The 19,217-nt window shown below is 67.1% G+C and carries 11 protein-coding genes; 3 read left to right on the top strand and 8 right to left on the bottom strand.

Annotated features, from left to right (window positions below; genetic code table 11):
- Window positions 1–17: 17 nt before the first annotated feature.
- From ACWGKJ_RS15360 to ngcE, 7 genes are all read right to left on the bottom strand, one after another.
- On the bottom strand, window positions 18–1,313 hold the full coding sequence (locus ACWGKJ_RS15360) for a sugar ABC transporter permease (protein ID WP_385023881.1): 1,296 nt from the start codon (window positions 1,311–1,313) through the stop codon (window positions 18–20).
- A complete protein-coding gene (locus tag ACWGKJ_RS15365; RefSeq protein WP_385023883.1) occupies window positions 1,310–2,098 on the bottom strand; it encodes an ATP-binding cassette domain-containing protein in 789 nt (262 codons plus the stop codon). The genes ACWGKJ_RS15360 and ACWGKJ_RS15365 overlap by 4 nt, the downstream gene beginning before the upstream one ends.
- 174 nt (window positions 2,099–2,272) lie before the next feature.
- Window positions 2,273–3,379, bottom strand: coding sequence for an ABC transporter substrate-binding protein (locus ACWGKJ_RS15370; RefSeq protein WP_385023909.1), 1,107 nt, complete (start codon window positions 3,377–3,379; stop codon window positions 2,273–2,275).
- Between the two features lie 132 nt (window positions 3,380–3,511).
- On the bottom strand, window positions 3,512–4,711 hold the full coding sequence (locus ACWGKJ_RS15375; RefSeq protein WP_385023885.1) for an ROK family transcriptional regulator: 1,200 nt from the start codon (window positions 4,709–4,711) through the stop codon (window positions 3,512–3,514).
- Window positions 4,712–4,962: 251 nt separating this feature from the next.
- A complete protein-coding gene (locus ACWGKJ_RS15380; protein ID WP_385023887.1) occupies window positions 4,963–5,883 on the bottom strand; it encodes a carbohydrate ABC transporter permease in 921 nt (306 codons plus the stop codon).
- 1 nt (window position 5,884) lies between these two features.
- Complete coding sequence (locus ACWGKJ_RS15385; RefSeq protein ID WP_385023889.1) at window positions 5,885–6,808, bottom strand: carbohydrate ABC transporter permease; 924 nt, start codon at window positions 6,806–6,808, stop codon at window positions 5,885–5,887.
- A gap of 48 nt (window positions 6,809–6,856) precedes the next feature.
- Complete coding sequence (ngcE, locus tag ACWGKJ_RS15390) at window positions 6,857–8,302, bottom strand: N-acetylglucosamine/diacetylchitobiose ABC transporter substrate-binding protein (RefSeq protein ID WP_385023891.1); 1,446 nt, start codon at window positions 8,300–8,302, stop codon at window positions 6,857–6,859.
- A gap of 472 nt (window positions 8,303–8,774) precedes the next feature.
- On the opposite strand from ngcE, the gene ACWGKJ_RS15395 reads away from it, so the two are divergent.
- The gene (locus ACWGKJ_RS15395; RefSeq protein ID WP_385023893.1) at window positions 8,775–12,599 is read left to right on the top strand and encodes a GH92 family glycosyl hydrolase; all 3,825 of its coding nucleotides are present in this window, start codon (window positions 8,775–8,777) and stop codon (window positions 12,597–12,599) included.
- 275 nt (window positions 12,600–12,874) lie between these two features.
- A complete protein-coding gene (gene xylA, locus ACWGKJ_RS15400; protein ID WP_385023895.1) occupies window positions 12,875–14,044 on the top strand; it encodes a xylose isomerase in 1,170 nt (389 codons plus the stop codon).
- A gap of 90 nt (window positions 14,045–14,134) precedes the next feature.
- Here xylA and acnA read toward each other — a convergent pair whose 3' ends face one another.
- Window positions 14,135–16,849, bottom strand: a complete 2,715-nt coding sequence (gene acnA / locus ACWGKJ_RS15405) for an aconitate hydratase AcnA (protein ID WP_385023897.1) — start codon at window positions 16,847–16,849, stop codon at window positions 14,135–14,137.
- A gap of 541 nt (window positions 16,850–17,390) precedes the next feature.
- On the opposite strand from acnA, the gene ACWGKJ_RS15410 reads away from it, so the two are divergent.
- Entirely contained in the window at window positions 17,391–18,920 is a 1,530-nt protein-coding gene (locus ACWGKJ_RS15410; protein ID WP_385023899.1) for a helix-turn-helix domain-containing protein, read from the top strand.
- The last annotated feature ends 297 nt before the right edge of the window (window positions 18,921–19,217 follow it).

Here is a 19,217-nt window from a genome sequence, read left to right on the forward strand (position 1 = left end):
TGTGCGCTCCGGTGCGGTCAGGCGCGGCCCGCGGACTTCTGGGTCTTGCGGGTCACGGCGTCGATGACGACCGTGGCGAGCAGGACACCACCGGTGATCATGTACTGGATGGGCGACGCGATGCCCTGCAGCGACAGGCCGTACTGGATCGCGACGATCACGAGGACACCGAGCAGCGCGTTCCAGGTGCGGCCGCGTCCGCCGAAGAGGCTGGTGCCGCCGATGACGGCCGCCGCGATGGCGTTCATCAGCAGGTCACCGCTGCCGGCGCCCTGGTTGGCCGTGGCGATCTTGGAGGCCAGGAAGAGCCCGCCGACGGCGGCGAACGTACCGGCGATGGCGAAGACGGAGATCCGGACCAGCGTGACGTTGATACCGGCGCGCCGGGACGCCTCGACGCTGCCGCCGAGTGCGAAGACCTTGCGGCCGTACGTGGTGCGGCGCAGCAGGAAGTCCGTGCCGACCAGCACCACCAGGAAGATCAGGACGGCGAGCGGCAGTCCCTTGTACTGGTTGTAGATGAAGGCGACGGCGAAGCCCACGACCGCGAGCACCGCGGTACGCATCAGGATCTCGCTGAGCGGCCGGGAGGGCACGCCCGCGGCCTCACGGCGCCGGGAGTCGAGGAACGAGGTGAGGAAGAAGACGACCACGCCGAGCAGCGCGAAGCCGTAGGCCACCGCCACGTCGGAGAAGTAGTAGCCGGTCATGTTGGCGATGGGGCCGTCGTCCGGCAGGTTGATCGTTCCGTTGTCGCCCAGGATCTGGAGCATGAAGCCGTTCCAGAACAGCAGACCGGCCAGGGTCACGGCGAACGCGGGGACGCCGATGCGGGCGAAGAAGAAGCCGTGGATCGCTCCGGCGACCGTGCCGGTGAGGATGGCGAGCACCAGGGCCAGCCACTGGTTCATCCCGTGTGTGACGTTGAGCACCGCGAAGGCGGCGCCCGCCACACCGCTGACCGAGCCGACCGAGAGGTCGATCTCGCCGAGCAGCAGGACGAAGACGATACCGACCGCGATCATGCCCGTACCGACCATGGTGACGGAGATGTCGGTCAGGTTGCCCGCGGTGAGGAAGCGCGAGTTCACGCTCTGGAAGATCGCCGCGATGACGATCAGGCCGACGATCACGGGTATGGAGCCGAGCTCACCCGCGCGTATCTTGCGCTTGAACTCGGACAGATAGCCGGCGAAGCCCTGCTCGCGCACCACGAGCCGCGGGTCGACGGCGGTCACCGCGTCGGCGGCCGGGGCCGGGGCGTCCACCGCGTCGGGCGCGACGTCCACGGCGGGGGTCTTGTCGATACTCACTTCTGAACCTCCACACCGCGCGACGCACGACGGGTCACCGCGTTGTCCGTGGCGCCGGTGATGGCCGCGATGATCTCTTCCTGCGAGGTGCTCTTCACGTCGAAGACCCCGTTGTTGCGGCCGAGCCTGAGGACCGCGACCTTGTCGGCCACCGCCTTGACGTCCGCCATGTTGTGGCTGATGAGCAGGACCGCGTGGCCGCGCTCACGGAGCCGCTCGACCAGGTCGAGCACCTGTGCGGTCTGTTCCACGCCGAGGGCCGCCGTCGGCTCGTCGAGGATGACGAGCTGGGGCTCACCGAGCATGGAACGCGCGATGGCCACCGTCTGGCGCTGACCGCCGGAGAGCGAGGCGATCGGGATCCGCACACTGGGGATACGGATCGAGAGCGTGGTCAGCAGCTCCCGGGAGCGGCGCTCCATCTCGACCTCGTCGAGGATGCCGCCCTTGCGCAGCTCCCGGCCGAGGTAGAGGTTGCCGACGACGTCGATGTTGTCGCAGAGCGAGAGGTCCTGGTAGACGGTGGCGATGCCCAGGTTCTGCGCGTCGTGCGGCTTGTTGATCTGTACTGCCTTGCCTTCCCACTCGATGACGCCGTCATCGATGGGGTGCACACCGGCGATCGTCTTGACCAGCGTGGACTTTCCGGCTCCGTTGTCGCCGACCAGGGCGAGCACTTCACCGCCGTAGGCCTCAAGCTCCACATCGGTGAGCGCCTGGACGGCACCGAATCGCTTGGAGACCCCACGCAACGCCAGCACGGGCGTAGCGGACACTTGAACCATCTCCTTCGCCGCCTGACCGGCGGGGATACCGCGCTGCCGGAGAGCGCGGTGGCTTGGGGGCACCCCTTGAGCGGGGTGTACCGTCCGGCGCCCCGCCCCGGTAGCGGGACGGTTGGGGTGGCGGGGCGCCGGACGGGCTTCAGTGATGCCTGACTCCCTTGCGGGGCAGGGGAGTTACTTCAGGCCGATCTTGTCGCACGCGGCCTTGTAGGCCGGGGTGCAGATGTCGCTGACCGTGTAGATCCCGTCCTTGATGACGGTGTCCTTGATGTTGGCCTTGGTCAGGGAGTAGACCGGGAAGATCACCGAGGGGATGTTCTTCTCGCTGGAGCTGTCGACCTTGGTCTTGACGATCGAGTCGAGCTTCTGGCCCTTGGCGAGCGCCACGGCCATCTCGGCCGCGACCGGGCCCTCACGCAGGTACGGCTTGTAGACGCTCATGTACTGCGAACCGGCCACGATGCGCTGCACACCGGCGAGTTCGGCGTCCTGTCCGGTGACCGGCGGGATCGGGCTGACACCGGCGGACTTGAGGGCGGTGATGACGCCGCCCGCCATGCCGTCGTTGGCGGAGAGGACGCCGATGACGTTCTTCTTGCCGATGGCGGTGATCGCGCCCTCCATGTTGGAGTTGGCGTTCTCCGGCTTCCACTCCTTGGTGTCGTACTCCTTGCCGATGTTCACCTTGCCGTCGAGGACGGAGTGGGCGCCCTTCTTGTAGTCGGCGGCGTTCGGGTCCGTGGAGGAGCCGTTCATCATGACGATCTTGCCGGACTTGGCCTTGGAGCCGAGCGCCTTCAGCAGCGCGGTGCCCTGGGTCTTCCCGACGGTCTGGTTGTCGAAGGAGACGTACGAGTCGATCGGGCCCTCGGCGAGGCGGTCGAAGGCGACGACGGGGATGTGGGCGTCCTTCGCCTTCTTGACCGAGGCGGCTATGGACTTGGCGTCCACGGCGTCCACGATGATGGCGTCCACCTGGTTGGTCACCATGGTGTCCATCTGCTGGCTCTGCGTGTCCGCCTGCTGCTTGGCGTTGACGTAGGTGATCTTGCCCTTGCCGTGCGTCAGCTCCTTGACCTTCTTCTCGATCAGGGGCTTGTCGAACTTCTCGTACCGGGCGGTCTGGTTCTCCGGCAGGAGCAGACCGATGTTGAGGGCATCGCCCTTCTTGGCGGAGTTCGAGCCCTTGTCCTTGCTCCCGCCCGACTCCTTGGCGCTGCCACAGGCGGCGAGAGAGACAGCCATCGCGGTGACGGCCACGGCCACGGCGGCACGACGCATCTGCGTGTTCACTTCAGAAACCTCCCTGACGAGGCCGCGACTTTGCGGCCGAGGTGCCTGGAGTCAACTCGGCTGCCAGGCCAGCGTCAAGGAGTAAATCCTTAACGAGATGGCAACGGTGTCATTCGTTATCTAAGTGAAGACAGGAGCACCGGAGGGCAGCGCCGCGTCCAAAAGACTTGAATCGCCCATTTCGCTGAGGACCAGGGCCAGCGCGCCCAGCACCTCGGCCCGGCCCCCGAGCGCTCCCGGAAGGACCGAGAGCTGCCGTGCCGCGCTGGGGATCGCGTACCGGCCCACGGACTCCCTGATGGGGCCGAGCACCAGCTCACCGGCCTCGGCGAGGTCCCCGCCGAGCACCACCCGGGTGGGGTTGAGCAGGTTGCAGAGGTTGGCGACGCCGCTGCCGATGTGCCGGCCGACGTCCGCGATCACCCGGCGGCAGCCCGGATCGCCGCCGCGGGCGAGCTGGACGACCCGCTCGATGGTCAGACCGGTGCCATGGCTGGACTCCAGGAGCGGCAGGACGTACCGGGCCGCCGTGAAGGTCTCCAGGCACCCCCGGTTGCCGCAGCGGCAGACAGGGCCCGACTCGTCGAGCGTGATGTGCCCGATCTCGCCCGCCGTGCCGCCGGGGCCCCGGTAGATCTGCCCGTCGATGACCAGACCGGCCCCCACACCGCTGGCGACCTTGATGTACGCGAGGTCCCTGACCCCGCGTCCGCTCCCCCAGACCAGCTCGCCGAGCGCGCCCAGGTTGGCGTCGTTGTCGACGTACACCGGCACTCCGAGCCTGGACGCCAGCTCGTCGCTCGGATTGATGCCGGACCATCCCGGCAGGATCGAGGTGGAGCCGAGGGTGCCCGACTCGACGTCGATCGGCCCCGGTACGCCGAGGCCGACGCCGACGACCTTGTCGGCTCCGATCCCGGTGGCCTCGATCAGCCGGTTGACCAGCTCCTCGGCCCGGCCGAAGCCCTCGGCGGACGAGGCGTCCACATCGAGCGGCTCGGACTCCTCGGCGAGCACCTGGTGGGCGAGGTTTCCCACCGCGACCCGCAGGTGCGTGTGCCCGAAGTCGACGCCGATCACGATGCCCGCCGAGCCGCTCAGCGAGACACTGCGGGCCCGGCGGCCGCCGGCGGAGGTCGGGGTGACCTCGACCGTGCCGCCCTCCTTCAGCTCACGGACGATATTGGAGACGGTGGCTGCCGAGAGCCCCGTGCTTCGGGCGATCTCCGCCTGGGTGAGCGAGCCCGCCATACGCACCGCGCGTACGACCCGCTCAAGGTTGGCCCGGTGCAGAGACGTCTGCGACCCCGGAGTCTCCATCGACTCATCCACTCCTGCCACTGGCGGACGGCACGACGGCCGTCCCCGCGCGGGGCGCGTGTGCTGAGCCCCGCCCTATCTCCAACATGTGAACTCTCAGCTGACCCTTTGGCCCTCTCTCCCGTCAAGACCTTGAGCAAGGGCAGACACGGATGAGCGGGCGGCCTCCGGCGCGAAACGGACGAACCGCCCGACAGCGGATGCCGCCGGGCGGTTCGGGTGGGAAAAGAGGGGGAACTGAGGCGGGAGTTCTACTTCAGCGCTCCCGCGGTCAGGCCGGCGACGACCTGCCGCTGGAAGATGATGTACGCCGCGAGGACCGGCAGCATCGCCATCACCAGACCGGCGAAGAGGCCGGAGTAGTCGCCCTTGTACCCCTGGCTGGTGGCCAGTTCGACCAGGCCCTGGGCCAGCACCCGGTGCTTCGGGTCGGTGTTGAGCACCGTGGGCAGCAGGTACTGGTTCCACTGGCCGAGGAAGTTGAAGATGCCCACGCTGATCAGTCCGGGCTTGGCCATCGGCAGCATCACCTGGAAGAAGGTCCTGGTGTGCGAGGCACCGTCGAGGGTCGCCGCCTCGGCCACTTCTCCCGGCAGCGTCCGGAAGAAGGAGGTGAGGAAGAAGACGGTGAACGGCAGTGAGTAGGCGATGTAGACCAGGACCAGGCCCTGGGTCGTGTTCAGCAGGCTCATGTTGTTCATGACGAAGAACAACGGCACCAGCGCCAGGATGATCGGGAAGCTCATCCCTCCGACGAACAGGAAGTAGATGAACCGGTTCCCGGGGAAGTCGAAGCGCGCCAGCACATAGGCGGCCATGGAGCCGAGCAGCAGCGTGCCGACGAGCGAACAGCCGACGACCACGATGGTGTGCCCGAAGTACTGGCCCATGTGCGCCTGGCCCCAGGCACGCGACCAGTTCTCGAAGTGCAGCCGGTCGGGCAGCTTCCACGGCTCGGCGAGGATGTCGTGGTCGTTCTTGAACGAGGACATCACCGCCCACAGCAGCGGTACGACGACCAGGACCGCCCAGATGATGAGGACGCCGTGCGAGAAGACGTTGAGGGTGCTGCCGCTCTTCTTCTCCGGGGGCGCGACGGGCGCCTCGGCGGCGGGCTGCGTGGGCCCTTGCTCCTTGGTGAGCGAGGCCGGAGGGGTTTCAGTGGTCTTCATCTCAGAACTCCAGCCGCTCGCGCCGGCCCAGTCGCATCACGATGGCGGCGAAGACCATGGTGAGTACGAGGAGGGCGACGCCGATCGTTGTCGCGTATCCGGCCGCTCCGTCGCGGAACGCCGTCTGGTAGACGAACAGCGGCAGCACGGTGGTCGATTGGGCGGGGCCGCCGGGGCCCACGCTCATGATGTTCACCGCGGCGAACGCCTCGGCCCCGAGGGACAGGATGCCCATGTACACCCAGCCCGACTGCACGGTGTCCCAGAGCAGCGGCAGCGTGATCCGGAAGAACGTCGTGACCCGGCTCGCGCCGTCCAGCAGCGCCGCCTCGTAGAAGTCCTTCGGGATGGAGGCCATACCGGCCGAGAAGAGCACCACGAAGAAGCCGACCTGGGACCAGACCAGGACCGCGAAGATGCACCAGAGCGCCAGCTTCGGGTCGCCGAGCCAGTTCGGCTGGATGCTGTCCAGGTGGACCGCGCTCAGGGCGCCGTTGAGGATGCCCCCGTCGGGGTTGTAGATGAACCTGAAGAGCAGGGCGACGATCGCGATCGACAGCACCTGCGGGAAGAAGTACGCGATCTTGTAGAAGCCGGATCCGCGTACGCCCGCGACGGCGGCGCCCTTGCGGCGCCGCCCGCCCACATTCAGCATGAAGGCGAAGAACAGCGCGAGGGCGAGCGTCACCAGCGGCAGCAACAGCACGAACAGAACGCTGTGTTCCAGTGACTTCCAGAAGGTGGAGTCATGGAGCATCCGGCTGTAGTTGTCGAAGCCGACCATCTTGAAGTCCGGGCTCAGGCCGGTCCAGTCGGTGAACGAGTAATAGATCGACTGAATGAACGGCCATATGACGAAGACTGCGTACAACGCCAGTGGGAGTATCAAGAACCCCACAATGAACCGGTACTTACCTTGTTGCATGGTTCCGACCCCGATCTTCCGGCGGGTGCCGCCGCTGGTGACGCGTGCTCACTGGTGCTTGTAGTGCTTGATCGACGTGTCCTTGGCCGCCGCGTCCGTGTACTGCTGACACTTCTTGACAGCCTCGGCCGGGGTCATGCGGCCTGCCATCATCTCGCCGAGGACGGAGACGCCGATCTGCTCCTTCTGGAGCTTGACGTACCAGTCCTGCAGGCGCGGGTTGAGGACGTTGTCCCCTGCGGCCTTCAGCGCGTCGAGTCCCGACTGGAGGGCCGTCGACAGCTTGAGACCGTCGGTGCCGCCATTGAAGGCGGACAGCGACCTCACCTTGGTGGTGAAGCTCTTGGAGGAGGCCTCGCTGAGCATGATGCGCAGCTGCTCCATGCCCGCCCAGGGGTTGTGGGCGTTCTTCGGCACGATGAAGGGTTCACCGCCGCAGGCCCAGATGGTGCCGTACGGCAGCTTGTCCGACGAGTCGAGACTGGACGGTGCGCCGACCTTCATCTGGAAGTTCTTGGGCGTGGTCTTCGCCGCCTCGTTCTCCACCCAGGAGCCGTTGGGGATGAAGAGAGCCTTGCCCTCGGTCCAGGCCGTCTGGGACTGGATGTGGTCGATGCCGGGCGTGCCCTTGAGGATGTAGCCCTTCTTGAAGAGCTCGTAGTAGGCATCGAAGGCGGCCTTGACCGCAGGGTGCTTCCAGGCATTCGGGGCCAGGTTGTCGATGTTGTCGAGAACCTCACGGCCGCCGATCTTGCCGATGAAGGGGAAGAGCGAGAAGGGGATGTAGTACGGGTACTTGCCCGCGTACGTCCAGCCCGCGATGCCCTTCTTCTTCGCCTTGGCACAGACGGCGAGCATGTCGTCCCAGGTCTTGGGGTACTCGACGTCGAGATTGTCCAGGGCGGTCTGCGAGTACCACACGCCGTAGACGGTGTACGCGTAGTTCATGATGTAGCAGGGCTCGCCGTCGAACTGACCCATCTCCACGATGCCCGCGCGGAGGGTGTCCCTGACCTTCTTGCTCGGGTCGTCGACGGACGGCGCGTCCAGCAGCGGCGTCAGATCGGTCAGCTGCTTCTTCCCGATCAGGACACCCATGTCCATCTGCTCGGCGCCCGAGTTGTCGATCAGGTCGGGCGGCGTGCCGCCGTTGAAGCGCGGCTGCAGCTCCGACTGGATCTTCTGCGTGGCCGAGAAGTTCACCTTCGACTTGGGGTACGCCTTCGAGTACAGCGCGTTGGCGGCCCTGGCGTAGTCGGTGCCGAAGCCTCCGTCGAAGACGACCATGTCGAGCGGGGCGGTCGCGTTCACACCCAGCGGGTTGCTCGCGGAGGTCTTGCCCTTCTTGACCTGCTTGTCGCTGCTGCTGTCACTGCTCGCGCAAGCGGAGAGGAAACTCATCGTCGGGACGCTGATCAGGCCGAGCGCGGCAGACCGCTTGATCAGGTCACGACGGCCGAGGCCCTCATTGGTGCGGGCGGAGGTGGATCCCATGCTCAAGTCCTCGCCTTCTACAGGACTCAGGCGGTGTACCGGTCGCCCGTTGAGAATTCGCCTCAGGCGAAGGGCCCCGCCACCGCGTTCAGTTGACGCTGGGGTTGCACTGGATACAGGAGGGAAAGCTGGGAATACGGCCGAGGTGCCGTGAAGGCCCCGCCCCGAATCCCCGCCCCCCTGGCCCGCCGCCGATGACACGGCGTGGCGGACGTCGACAGGTATAGTCCACTTCCCTTCAACTGGGCAAGATCGAATGCAGGTTTGAACGTCAGTCTTTCCCGAGTTGAGACCTCACAGACATCTGGTGCACTCCGCCCACCGGGCAGGGCTCTGTCGTGAGAGCGCGTTCAATTCTTCCGCCCGTGCGGCGTCAACCCCCTTGACTCGGATGTCACTTACCTTCCTACTGGACCTTGCGTATCAGCGTGACAACGTTGTCCAAAGCGCTTAGGTGAGAGGAAAGACCCTCATGCAGACCAGACCTCGGCACAGGGCCGGGCCGGCAGCCGCCCTGGTGGCGGCCGCTTTTGTGCTTGTCGTTACGGGGCAGGGCGCGGCCGTCGCCCAATCCGCCCAACCCAAGGCGGCGGACAAGGGGTTCAGCTCTTCGTTCGAGACGGACCAGCCGCAGCCGGACTGGCGCAATACCGTGGAAGTGGGCCCGGACGGCCATAAACGCTCCTCCGGTATCGATGGCACCATCAATGCGGGAATACCCGGCAATGTCACGGACCATGTCGTCACGGTGCGCGCCAGCGACGAGAACGCCGGAAGCGGTGAGGGCAAGGGCAGCCTCATCGATATCAATCCGGACACCAAGTGGCTCGCCTTCCACCCCACGGCCTGGGTGGAGTTCGATCTGGACGAGGCGGTCAAGCTCAAGACGTACGCGATGACGTCCGCCAACGACCACGCCGAGCGCGACCCGAAGGACTGGACCCTCCAGGGCTCCACCGACGGCAAGGACTGGAAGACCCTCAGCACCGAGAAGGGCCAGGACTTCGACAAGCGCTTCCAGACGAAGTCGTACGACATCGCGGGCGCGGACACCGCGTACGCGCACTACCGCCTGGACATCACCGCCAACAACGGCGCCACCGACGCGACGCAACTCGCCGACGTGCAGTTCTCCAACGGCGACACGAGCACGCCCCCGCCGTCCGACATGGTCACCCGGGTGGACAGCGGACCCACGTCGTCGCCGACCGCCAAGACGGGCGCCGGCTTCACCGGTACCAGGTCGCTGCGGTACGAGGGCACCCAGAAGGGCACGGGCCGCGCGTACTCGTACAACAAGGTCTTCGACGTCAACACCCGGATCAGCCGGAACACCGAGCTGTCCTACAAGGTCTTCCCCGAAATGGGCAAGACCGATCTGAACTATCCGTCCACCAATGTGGCGGTCGACCTCGCCTTCACGGACGGCACCTATCTGAGCGACCTGAAGGCCACCGACTCCAACGGCGGGCTGCTGACGCCGCAGGGGCAGGGGGCCGCCAAGCGGCTCTACGTCAACCAGTGGAATTCCGTCGCGTCGGACATCGGGACGGTCGCCGCGGGCAAGACCGTCGACCGGATCCTGGTGGCGTACGACTCCCCCAAGGGCCCGGCGACGTTCCGGGGCTGGATCGACGACATCTCGCTGGCGGCCAAGAAGGCCGAGAAGCCGTCCGCGCACCTCTCGGACTACGCCCTCACCACCCGGGGCACCAATTCGAGCGGCTCCTTCTCGCGCGGCAACAACTTCCCGGCGACCGCGGTCCCCAATGGCTTCAACTTCTGGACGCCGGTCACCGACGCGGGCTCCAGCACCTGGCTCTACAACTATGCGAACGGCAACAACGCCGACAATCTGCCCACCCTCCAGGCCTTCAGCGCCAGCCATGAGCCGAGCCCGTGGATGGGCGACCGGCAGACCTTCCAGCTGATGCCGTCGGTGGCATCCGGAACCCCGGACGCCACCCGGACCAAGCGCGCCCTCCCCTTCAAGCACGAGAACGAGGTCGCGAAGCCCGACTACTACGGGGTCACCTTCGAGAACGGCCTCAAGGCCGAGATGACGCCGACCGACCACGCGGCGATGATGCGGTTCACCTACCCCGGTGACAACGCCAGCATGATCTTCGACAACATCTCCAACGACGGCGGCCTCACGCTCGACCCGAAGACCGGCACCTTCAGCGGCTACTCGGACGTCAAGAGCGGCCTCTCGACCGGCGCCACCCGGATGTTCGTGTACGGCACCGTCGACACCCCGGTCACGGCGAGCTCCAAGCTCACCGGCGGGGGCGGCGACAACGTCACCGGCTATATGCGCTTCAAGCCGGGCAGGAAGCACACGGTGACCCTGCGCATCGCCACCTCTCTGATCGGCGTGGCCCAGGCGAAGTCCAACCTCGCCCAGGAGCTCCCGGCGTCGTCGACCTTCGCGGGGACGGAGGCGAAGGCCCGCTCCCAGTGGGACAGGATCCTCGGCAAGATCGAGGTGCAGGGCGCCACCCACGACCAGCTGACCTCGCTCTACTCCTCCATGTACCGGTTGTATCTGTACCCGAACTCGGGCTCGGAGAAGGTCGGTTCGAAGACCGAGTACGCGAGTCCCTTCTCGGCCAAGGCCGGTGACAACACCCCGACGCACACCGGCGCCAAGATCGTGAAGGGTTCGGTGTACGTCAACAACGGCTTCTGGGACACCTACCGCACGACCTGGCCCGCGTACTCCTTCTTCACCCCGAAGAAGGCGGGGAAGATGGTCGACGGCTTCGTCCAGCAGTACAAGGACGGCGGCTGGACGGCCCGCTGGTCCTCCCCCGGCTACGCCGATCTGATGACCGGCACCAGTTCGGACGTGGCGTTCGCGGACGCCTATGTCAAGGGCGTGAAGTTCGACGCGAAGGCGGCGTACGCGGCGGCCGTGAAGAACGCCACGGTCGTCCCGACGAGTTCGGGCGTCGGCCGCAAGGGCATGGACACCTCGCCCTTCACCGGTTACGCCTCCACCGCGACCGGCGAGGGCATGTCGTGGTCGATGGAGGGCTACATCAACGACTACGGCATCGCCCAGATGGGCAAGGCGCTCTACAAGAAGACCCACGAGGCGCACTACAAGGAGGAGTCCGAGTACTTCCTCAACCGGGCGCAGAACTATGTGAAGCTCTTCGACCCGGAGGTCGGCTTCTTCCAGGGCAGGACCCCGGACGGCGGCTGGCGGCTGCCGGCCGACAAGTACGACCCGAAGGTCTGGGGCTACGACTACACGGAGACCGACGGCTGGGGGTACGCCTTCACCGCTCCGCAGGACTCGCGCGGTCTGGCCAACCTCTACGGCGGCCAGGCGGGTCTGGCGAAGAAGCTGGACACCTACTTCGCGACTCCGCAGACCGCGGGCCCCGAGACCACCGGCTCGTACGGTGGCGTCATCCACGAGATGATCGAGGCACGGGATGTGCGGATGGGGCAGTACGGGCACAGCAACCAGCCCGCCCACCACGTCACCTATATGTACGACGCGGCCGGGCAGCCCTGGAAGGCGCAGGAGAAAATCCGCGACGTGCTCAGCCGCCTGTACGTGGGCAGTGACATCGGGCAGGGCTACCTCGGCGACGAGGACAACGGCGAACAGTCGGCCTGGTACGTCTTCTCCTCGCTCGGCTTCTATCCGCTGGTGATGGGCAGCGGCGAATTCGCCATCGGCTCACCGCAGTTCACCAAGGCCACCGTCCACCTGGAGAACGGCAGGGACCTGGTGATCAAGGCGCCGCAGAACAGCGCCAAGAACATCTACGTCCAGGGCCTCAAGGTGAACGGCAAGGCGTGGAACTCCACCGCGCTGCCGAACGACGTCCTGCAGCACGGCGGCACCCTGGACTTCGCCATGGGCCCGCAGCCGTCCAAGTGGGGCACCGGCAAGAAGGCGGCCCCGGTCTCCATCACCAAGGACGACAAGGTGCCGTCGCCGCGCGAGGACGCGACCACCGGTTCCGGTGCGCTCTTCGACAACACGTCGAAGACGGACGCCTCGTTCACCTCGGCCGACCTGCCGGTGAAGTCGGCGACGCGGACCGTCCAGTACACCCTCACCTCTTCGGACCGGGCCAAGGCCCCGACCGGGTGGAAGCTGGAGGGCTCCGACGACGGTACGAAGTGGACCACGCTGGACAAGCGCTCGCACGAGTCGTTCTCCTACGACAAGCAGACGCGGGTCTTCTCGGTGGCCCACCCGGGCACCTACAAGAAGTACCGCCTGGTGAGCACGGGCACCGCGACCCTGGCGGAGGTGGAACTGCTCTCCTGACGAGCCGGTGAACGACCGGACGGAGTGAACCGAGGGGCGGGTCCGGGACTTCCGGGCCCGCCTCTCCTTTCGGTCACGTACACAACAAATCAGAACCGGTGCAGCCCGCAGACGTCAGGTCGGCCGCGCTCCAACCCGGTCAGCTCCGGCCGGTCAAGGAGAAACCCTGGAAACATCCAGAGTCATGGCGTATTAGTACTGTCAGCAAACAAAATGACCTGGCAGCTCTGGACGGCGGCCGGGCGCTCACTCCCTCGTCGGCAGAGAGGCTGATCATGCCGGACCGCTTCACCCCCACCCCGGCCGACCGGTTCACCTTCGGGCTGTGGACCGTCGGCTGGAAGGGCAACGACCCCTTCGGCGACCCGACCCGCCCCGCCCTGGACCCGGTCGAGTCCGTGGAACGCCTGGCGGAGCTGGGCGCGCACGGCGTGACGTTCCACGACGACGACCTGATCCCCTTCGGCTCGTCGGAGAGCGAGCGCGCGGCACAGGTCGCGCGCTTCAGGGCGGCACTGGACCGCACCGGTATGCGGGTCCCGATGGCGACGACGAACCTGTTCACGCACCCCGTCTTCAAGGACGGCGGCTTCACCTCCAACGACCGCGACGTGCGGCGCTTCGCGCTGCGCAAGGTCATCCGCAATATCGACCTCGCGGTGGAGGTGGGCGCGCGGACCTATGTGGCCTGGGGCGGCCGCGAGGGCGCGGAGTCCGGGGCCGCGAAGGACGTCCGGGTGGCACTGGACCGGATGAAGGAGGCGTTCGACCTGCTCGGCGACTATGTCGTGGAGCAGGGGTACGAGCTGCGCTTCGCCATCGAGCCCAAGCCGAACGAGCCGCGCGGCGACATCCTGCTGCCCACCGTCGGCCACGCCCTCGCGTTCATCGGCCGGCTGGAGCGCCCGGAGCTGTACGGGGTGAACCCGGAGGTGGGCCATGAGCAGATGGCCGGGCTGAACGCCGCCCACTCCATCGCCCAGGCGCTCTGGGCGGGCAAGCTCTTCCATATCGACCTCAACGGCCAGTCCGGCATCAAGTACGACCAGGACCTGCGCTTCGGGGCCGGTGACGTCCGCCAGGCGTTCTGGCTGGTCGACCTGTTGGAGAGCGCCGGGTACGACGGTCCGCGCCACTTCGACTTCAAGCCGGTGCGTACCGACGGCTTCGACGGCGTCTGGGAGTCCGCGAAGAACTGCATGCGCAACTATCTGATCCTCAAGGAGCGCGCACTCGCCTTCCGCGCCGACCCGGCCGTCCGGGAGGCGCTGGCCGCCTCACGCCTGGACGAACTGGCCCTGCCCACCGCCCCGGACGGCGTCAAGGGGCTGCTGGCGGACCGTTCCGCGTACGAGGAGTTCGACGCGGGGGCGGCCGCCGGGCGCTCCATGGCCTTCGAGGCGCTGGACCAGCTGGCCATGGAGCATCTGCTCGGCCTCCGCTGAACCCGGACGCACGGAGAAGGGCCGTACCCCCGCGGTGTGGAGCGGGGGTACGGCCCTTCGGTGGACCCGGGGCCTCGCGGCCCGTCCGTACTACTTGCGGATCAGGTTGCGCAGCACGTACTGCATGATGCCGCCGTTGCGGTAGTAGTCCGCCTCACCGGGGGTGTCGATACGGACGACCGCGTCGAACTCCACACCGGTGTCGGTGGTGACCTTGACCGTACGGGGCGTGGTGCCGTTGTTCAGCTCGGTCACCCCGGTGAAGGAGAAGGTCTCCTGGCCGTTCAGGCCGAGCGACTCGGCGGTCTGGCCCTCCGGGAACTGGAGCGGCAGGACGCCCATGCCGATGAGGTTCGAGCGGTGGATGCGCTCGTACGACTCGGCGATGACGGTGCGGACGCCGAGCAGCGCGGTGCCCTTGGCCGCCCAGTCGCGGGACGAGCCGGAGCCGTACTCCTTGCCGGCCAGGACGGTCAGCGGGATGCCGGCGGCCTGGTAGTTCTGGGAGGCGTCGTAGATGAACGACACCGGCCCGTCCGGCTGGGTGAAGTCGCGGGTGTAGCCGCCCTCGGTGCCCGGCGCGATCTGGTTGCGCAGGCGGATGTTGGCGAAGGTGCCGCGGATCATGACCTCGTGGTTACCACGGCGCGAGCCGTAGGAGTTGAAGTCGCGGCGCTCGACGCCGTGCTCCGTGAGGTACTTGCCGGCCGGGGTGTCGGCCTTGATGGCGCTGGCCGGGGAGATGTGGTCGGTGGTGACCGAGTCGCCCAGCTTGGCGAGGACCCGGGCGCCGGTGATGTCCTCGACCGGGGCGGGATCCATCGTCATGCCCTCGAAGTAAGGGGGCTTGCGGACGTAGGTGGACTCGGCGTCCCACTCGAAGGTGTTGCCGGTCGGGATGGACAGCGCCTGCCACTGGGCGTCACCCGCGAAGACGTCCTGGTAGGACTTGTTGAACATGTCCTCGCCGATGGTGTTCGCCACGACGTCGTTGACCTCGGCCTCGGTGGGCCAGATGTCCTTGAGGTGGACCTCGTTGCCGTCCTGGTCGGTGCCGAGCGAGTCCTTGGTGATGTCCACCTTCATGGAGCCCGCGATGGCGTACGCGACGACGAGCGGCGGGGACGCCAGGTAGTTCATCTTGACGTCGGGGTTGATGCGCCCCTCGAAGTTGCGGTTGCCGGAGAGCACCGACGTCACGGCCAGGTCGTGGTCGTTGACGGCCTTGGAGACCTCATCGGGCAGCGGGCCCGAGTTGCCGATGCAGGTGGTGCAGCCGTAGCCGACGAGGTTGAAGCCGACCTTGTCGAGGTACGGGGTGAGCCCGGCCTTGTCGAAGTAGTCGGTGACGACCTTGGAGCCCGGGGCGAGGGTGGTCTTGACCCACGGCTTGCGGGTCAGGCCCTTCTCGACGGCCTTCTTCGCGACGAGCGCGGCGGCGACCATCACGTACGGGTTCGAGGTGTTGGTGCAGGAGGTGATCGCGGCGACGGTGACGGCGCCGTGGTCGATCTCGTACGTCGAACCGTCGGGGGCCGTGACCGTGGTCGGGCGGCTCGGCACACCGTTGTGGGTGGCCGGAGCGTCGGATGCCGGGAAGGACTCCTTGCCGGACTCCTCGTCCTCGGAGACGTAGTTGCGGACGTCCTGGGCGAACTGCGCCTTGGCGTTGGCGAGGACGATGCGGTCCTGGGGGCGCTTCGGGCCGGCGATGGAGGGGACGACCGTGGCGAGGTCGAGCTCCAGCTTCTCGGAGAAGTCGGGCTCGGCGGCCGGGTCGAGCCAGAGGCCCTGCTCCTTGGAGTACGCCTCGACGAGCGCGACCTGCTTCTCGTCACGGCCGGTCAGCCGCAGGTAGTTCAGCGTCTCGGCGTCGATCGGGAAGATCGCGGCGGTGGAGCCGAACTCGGGCGACATGTTGCCGATGGTGGCGCGGTTCGCGAGCGAGGTGGCGGCGACGCCCTCACCGTAGAACTCGACGAACTTGCCGACGACGCCGTGCTTGCGCAGCATCTCGGTGATCGTGAGGACCAGGTCGGTGGCGGTGGTGCCCGGGTTCAGCTCGCCGGTCAGCTTGAAGCCGACGACGCGCGGGATGAGCATCGAGACCGGCTGGCCGAGCATGGCGGCCTCGGCCTCGATACCGCCGACGCCCCAGCCCAGCACGCCCAGGCCGTTGACCATGGTGGTGTGCGAGTCGGTGCCGACGAGGGTGTCGGGGTACGCCTGGCCGTTGCGGACCATGACGGTGCGGGCCAGGTGCTCGATGTTCACCTGGTGGACGATGCCGGTGCCCGGCGGGACGACCTTGAACTCGTCGAAGGCGGTCTGGCCCCAGCGCAGGAACTGGTAGCGCTCCTTGTTGCGGCCGTACTCCAGCTCGACGTTCTGCGTGAAGGAGTCCGTCGTGCCGAACTTGTCGGCGATGACGGAGTGGTCGATGACCAGCTCGGCCGGGGCCAGCGGGTTGATCTTGTCGGCGTCCCCGCCGAGCTCCTTCACGGCCTCACGCATGGTGGCGAGGTCGACCACGCAGGGCACACCGGTGAAGTCCTGCATGATCACGCGGGCCGGCGTGAACTGGATCTCCCGGCTCGGCTGGGCCTGCGAGTCCCAGCCGCCCAGCGCCCGGATGTGGTCGGCGGTGATGTTCGCGCCGTCCTCGGTACGCAGCAGGTTCTCCAGCAGCACCTTCAGGCTGTAAGGGAGGCGCGCGGAGCCCTCGACCTTGTCCAGCTTGAAGATCTCGTACGACTCGTCGCCCACGCGCAGCGTGCTGCGGGCGTCGAAGCTGTTCGCCGACACGACAGTCTCCTTCATCAAAGTGCGCGTTCTGCCGCGCCGCGCCTCATCTGCGGCCGGCGCCGCGTGGTGCCGCCTTCGGCTGCCCGGCCATCCGCTACAGTGAGGATTAGTTAGGTAACCCTTACCGAGTGACGGCCGCGATGCGCCTCGGCAGATATCTCGATGTCGAGATAACTCTAGTACACGTCCGCGCGGAGGTCATGCGGGGCTGCCCGTCACCGCCCACCGCGCGGCAGGGGCGGCTTCGGCGCCTGCCCTTCGCGCGGGACGGCGGCGGGCTCCTCGGGGGCCTGGCGCGTCCGCCCCAGCCGCCTACCCCGCCCGGCGCGGCAGGAACACCCGCGCGGCCGCTTGCGGCGAGGGTCACCGCAGGGGCGGACCACAACCGGAGCGGGGGCGGAGCGGGGCCGGATCGTGACCGGTCCGCGGCCCGCGCCACCTCACCCGGAACCCCCACCGCCATCCCGCCCGCCATCTCGCCATCACTCCAATGGCCCACCCGGAAGAGTCGGCATCTCATATGTGAGATAGCGTCTGGCGCATGGCAGATGACTACCTCGTACGCATCGGCAAGCTCATCCGTGACGCCCGTCAGCACCGGGGCTGGACACAGACTCAGCTGGCCGATGCGCTCGCCACAAGCCAGAGCGCCGTGAACCGCATCGAACGCGGAAACCAGAACATCAGCCTTGAGATGATCGCCCGTATCGGCGAGGCACTCGACAGCGAGATCGTCTCGCTGGGCTACGCCGGTCCGATGCATCTGCGGGTGGTCGGCGGACGCCGGCTCTCCGGCGCGATCGACGTCAAGACGAGCAAGAACGCCTGTGTGGCGCTGCTCTGCGGCTCGTTGCTCAACAAGGGGCGGACGGTGCTGCGCAGAGTCGCGCGCATCGAGGAGGTGTACCGCCTCCTTGAGGTGCTCAACTCCATCGGTGTACGCACCCGTTGGATCAACGACGGCAAGGACCTGGAGATCGCCCCGGGCTCCGATGTGGACATGGCCGCCATCGACGCGTCGGCCGCGCGGCGCACCCGGTCGATCATCATGTTCCTCGGCCCGCTGCTCCACCGCCTGGACAGCTTCAAGCTGCCGTACGCGGGCGGCTGCGACCTGGGCACCCGCACCATCGAGCCCCATATGATCGCGCTGCGCCGCTTCGGGCTGGAGATCACCGCCACCGAGGGGCTCTACCACGCACAGGTGGAGCGGGGCGCCACCCCCGACCGCCCGATCGTGCTGACCGAGCGGGGCGACACGGTGACCGAGAACGCGCTGCTCGCGGCGGCGCGCAGCGACGGTGTGACCGTCATCCGCAACGCGTCCTCCAACTACATGGTCCAGGACCTGTGCTTCTTCCTGGAGGCGCTGGGCGTACGCGTCGACGGCGTCGGCACGACGACGCTCACCGTGCACGGGGTGCCGGACATCGATGTGGATGTCGACTACTCCCCCTCCGAGGACCCGGTCGAGGCGATGAGTCTGCTCGCCGCCGCCGTGGTGACGGAGTCGGAGCTGACGATCCGCCGGGTCCCCGTCGAGTTCATGGAGATCGAACTCGCGGTCCTGGAGGAGATGGGTCTCGACCACGACCGCGGCGCCGAGTACGCGGCCGACAACGGGCGCACCCGGCTGGTGGACCTGACCGTGCGGCCCTCCAAGCTCGAAGCGCCGATCGACAAGATCCACCCGATGCCCTTCCCCGGGCTCAACATCGACAACGTCCCGTTCTTCGCGGCCATCGCGGCGGTCGCACAGGGCCAGACCCTGATCCACGACTGGGTCTACGACAACCGCGCGATCTATCTGACGGACCTCAACCGGCTGGGCGGCAGGCTGCAACTCCTCGACCCGCACCGGGTCCTGGTGGAGGGGCCGACCCGGTGGCGCGCGGCCGAGATGATGTGCCCGCCGGCGCTGCGACCCGCAGTGGTGGTGCTGCTGGCGATGATGGCGGCCGAGGGCACGTCGGTGCTGCGCAACGTGTACGTGATCAACCGCGGCTACGAGGAACTGGCCGAGCGGCTCAACTCGGTGGGCGCGCAGATCGAGATCTTCCGGGACATCTGACGGGCGGGGTGTCGCGCCCCTTGGAGACAAGGGGCGCGACACCGCGACATGTTGCCTGACCTGCGAATACTCCAACAGGCTAATTATGTCGTCTCCCGTAACAGACTGGCGACGTGTCAGGCGCTTGATCAATGACGCTGAAAGCTCAGCCTGCTTCTCCTCATGGCTGTCGAAGTCGACGCGCGCTTGGATCAGGGCTGACGGGTAACGACGAAGCACTTCTTGCCGGATGCGCTCAGGAACGTAACGCTCGATTTCGACGGCCGTCAGAGAGGTACCGTGATCCATCCACTCATG

It is taken from the genome of Streptomyces sp. NPDC054757 (genome assembly GCF_053612185.1).

Excerpts from the sequence above, each read along its gene's own strand:
- ACWGKJ_RS15365 (WP_385023883.1), bottom strand. The coding sequence starts at position 2,098 with ATGGTTCAAGTGTCCGCTACGCCCGTGCTGGCGTTGCGTGGGGTCTCC.
- ACWGKJ_RS15370 (WP_385023909.1), bottom strand. The coding sequence starts at position 3,379 with ATGCGTCGTGCCGCCGTGGCCGTGGCCGTCACCGCGATGGCTGTCTCT.
- ACWGKJ_RS15375 (WP_385023885.1), bottom strand. The coding sequence starts at position 4,711 with ATGGAGACTCCGGGGTCGCAGACGTCTCTGCACCGGGCCAACCTTGAG.
- ACWGKJ_RS15380 (WP_385023887.1), bottom strand. The coding sequence starts at position 5,883 with ATGAAGACCACTGAAACCCCTCCGGCCTCGCTCACCAAGGAGCAAGGG.
- ACWGKJ_RS15385 (WP_385023889.1), bottom strand. The coding sequence starts at position 6,808 with ATGCAACAAGGTAAGTACCGGTTCATTGTGGGGTTCTTGATACTCCCA.
- ngcE (WP_385023891.1), bottom strand. The coding sequence starts at position 8,302 with ATGGGATCCACCTCCGCCCGCACCAATGAGGGCCTCGGCCGTCGTGAC.
- ACWGKJ_RS15395 (WP_385023893.1), top strand. The coding sequence starts at position 8,775 with ATGCAGACCAGACCTCGGCACAGGGCCGGGCCGGCAGCCGCCCTGGTG.
- xylA (WP_385023895.1), top strand. The coding sequence starts at position 12,875 with ATGCCGGACCGCTTCACCCCCACCCCGGCCGACCGGTTCACCTTCGGG.
- ACWGKJ_RS15410 (WP_385023899.1), top strand. The coding sequence starts at position 17,391 with ATGGCAGATGACTACCTCGTACGCATCGGCAAGCTCATCCGTGACGCC.